Here is a 2682-nt window from a genome sequence, read left to right on the forward strand (position 1 = left end):
GGCTCCTGATTCCCTTCTGTCGTTGACAGTGAAACCGGTGCAACGATTCGTGGTTTCTGCTTACAAAATCACCTGCCTGTCGGCCAATGCCTTGCCCCAGGCCAGCAGCCGGTAGCTGCGATGAGCCGGTACGTAGTAGGGGTCACTTTCGACCAGCTCCGCGGCACGCGCCCTGGACGCAACCTCCATCACCCAGAGGCCTCCTACAAAGCTTTCGCCGGGCGTTTCACGCAAACCGCCTGCGATGAGGATTTCGTCCTGGTGTTGCCGAAGGTAGGCAAGATGAAGGGGTTCACGCTCCTGCCGGATCGCCAGCATGGCGGGTGTGTCGTCAAATAGGGCTATCCAGCGCATTGGGCCATCCTGATTGAAGTGATGAATGAAGTGGTGAAGATGAGGGACTTGGGGCTGTGATGTATCACGATGAGGGTTGTTTGCCCTTGCCGGGAGCCTTTGCCGGCTTGGCAGTGCGCACCTTGCCGCCCTGGCTTCCCGCCGCGGCTTGCCTTAAGCCTGCCAGGGCGGGCTCCAGTACTGTCATGTCTGCGTTGGCTGCGTAGACGGCATAAGCGGGGTACAAAAACTCCGGCTTGCCTGGCACGCGAAACAGGCGGCCTTCCTTGATGTGGTTGCTCACCACGTTTTGCCGGAAATAGCCGGCGCCGCCCACTGCAAGCAGGTACTCCAGCCCCAATGGCCCCAGGCTGGAGGAGACCCCGACGCTGGAAAGCTCCGGGAACGCCAGGCTATGCTGTGCCGAGAATTCGCGCCCCCAGTCCACGTAGACGTAGTCGGCGGGCTGCGGCATCTCGAGCCTGGGCGAGGTGGTGACCAGCACCAGCTTTTCTTCGATCAGCAGTTCGATCCTGAGGCCGGGGCGCTGCCGCGGTGCATAGGCAATGACGATGTCCAGTGTTCCGTGGGCGACGCGTTCCAGCAGGTCTTCTGCAACACCCACCTCGGTCCGCAGGGCCAGGTCGGGCGCGTTTTTTCGCATCCAGAACAGCCAGTCGAGCATCAGCGGTTGCCAGAGGCTGATTTCACAGCCAACGGTCACCAGCGCGCGGCGCCCGGGTGGCACGGCCATCTGGTGGCGGGCGCGCTCCCAGACTTGCACCAGCGTCATGGCGTGCCGTACAAACTGCTCGCCTGCGGGTGTGAGCGACGCGCCGGCCTTGTTCCTGACGAAGAGCGTGCGTCCCAGCAGTTCTTCCAGCGTTTTCACACGAGCGCTGACCGCGGTCTGGGTAACGTGCAGCCGTTCTGCGGCCTGGACAAAGCTGTGGCAAGACACGATTTCCAGGAAGGTGCGGGCGAGGTTGATATCCATGGCGTGTCTCCCATTTGTCCGGCCTTAGAGGCCGTGCTCTAAATGCAATTTTTCTGCATTCAAACGCAATATAAGTCGTTTTACTTTTATACTCGTAAACCCTATATTCTCGTCACGACCTCTGTTTTGGCAATCGTTGCCGCTCACGTCACTTCGAAAGAACCTTCCATGACACGCACCGCATTTTTCACTGAGACCGCTTCCGCCACCCCCTCTGTCGGCGGCCGTTCGTTGCAGGCTTCTTCCTCGTTGTCTTCCTTGCTGCGCAAGGTGATGGATGCTGCGCAATTTCTGCTGCCCGGTGCACCATCTGTCGCCGCTGCGCCTGGCCAGCCCTACCCATGGTTGACGGCAAATATCCGCCGCAACATGAGCCCTCGTGCCCAGCGCCTGATCCGCGCCGACTATTGATCCCTTTGGGCGCTGCGCCGCAACTGCGGCCGGCGTCAGGCTGGCGCTACATCTTCAGGCGCTGCGCATACCCCGTCATCTCCAGGTAACCCATTCCCACGCGCTTGCCGTTGCTGTCGATCAGCTCGCTCAAGCCTTCCCAGTAAATCGCACCCGTCGACTGGCGGCTGTCCAGCTCCTGGTTGTCGATGACGGCGCGTACGGTATAAAAATCAGCCGGTGTTCGCACTATCCATTCCACGGGATAAGTGGCTTGCGTCAGTGGGCTTTTCCAGTGGCGTACGGGTTTAAAAATGACCTCGCCACGGCTGAAGGTGTACAGCCCTCCCTTGGTTGAGCGGAACGAGCCGCCATCCCACAGCGTGTTGCCGTCTTTGCCGCGCAGCCTGAAAGCGGTGAGGGCGCTGCCGTCCAGCAGGTTCATGCCTATCCAGTCCCAGCCCGTGGCGTCTGAATGCAGGATCTCTTCGCTCCACTCGTGGTCCAGCCAGGCTGTTCCGGTAACGGCAAAGCTTTTTCCTTTGACTTGCAGGCTGCCGCGCGTGGCGAGCTGCGGCTGGCTGTAGTAGTAGCTGGCCTGCTTTTCGTCAGGCCCTTTGCGCGACAAGCCCTTGTTGCCTTGCAGCAGCACCCCTTGCGTTTCTTCAAACTGCAGCTTGAGCGCAAAGTCGCTGGCCGGTAGCTCTGCGGTGTACCTGGCGCCTTCGGCTTTCAGGGACCAGTCGCGCAACTTGACGGCCATGTCCTGCTCGCTGGCCATTGCAACGCCAAAACCTTCCCGTGCGATGCGCTGGTCGTGCCAGAGTTTGTTGCCCTGCACATCGGTGATGGCGGCATGCGCAAAAACCAGCTGCCTTGCGGCGAATTTTGACGACATGCCCTGCGTATCGTCCACGCGTGAACGGAAAAAGGTCAGCTGAAAGCCGAAGAGGCGCCCACCC

Annotated in this window: 4 protein-coding genes; 1 reads left to right on the forward strand and 3 read right to left on the reverse strand. The window is 60.5% G+C overall.

Features of this window, described 5'->3' with window-relative positions; all coding sequences use genetic code 11:
• Positions 1–60: 60 nt before the first annotated feature.
• Together AC1D1P_RS20220 and AC1D1P_RS20225 are read right to left on the reverse strand one after the other, a co-directional pair.
• The gene (locus AC1D1P_RS20220) at positions 61–354 is read right to left on the reverse strand and encodes a YciI family protein (RefSeq protein WP_477674194.1); all 294 of its coding nucleotides are present in this window, start codon (positions 352–354) and stop codon (positions 61–63) included.
• Positions 355–418: 64 nt separating this feature from the next.
• Positions 419–1330, reverse strand: coding sequence for a LysR family transcriptional regulator (locus AC1D1P_RS20225; RefSeq protein WP_477674195.1), 912 nt, complete (start codon positions 1328–1330; stop codon positions 419–421).
• Positions 1331–1372: 42 nt separating this feature from the next.
• Here AC1D1P_RS20225 and AC1D1P_RS20230 point away from each other — a divergent pair, with 42 nt between their 5' ends.
• On the forward strand, positions 1373–1741 hold the full coding sequence (locus AC1D1P_RS20230) for a hypothetical protein (protein WP_477674196.1): 369 nt from the start codon (positions 1373–1375) through the stop codon (positions 1739–1741).
• 46 nt (positions 1742–1787) lie between these two features.
• Here the strand turns inward: AC1D1P_RS20230 and AC1D1P_RS20235 are convergent.
• Positions 1788–2682, reverse strand: an 895-nt coding sequence (locus AC1D1P_RS20235; RefSeq protein WP_477674197.1) for a lipocalin-like domain-containing protein, incomplete at its 5' end; no start/stop codon positions are given.

This window comes from Polaromonas sp. P1_E1_2 (genome assembly GCF_056406035.1).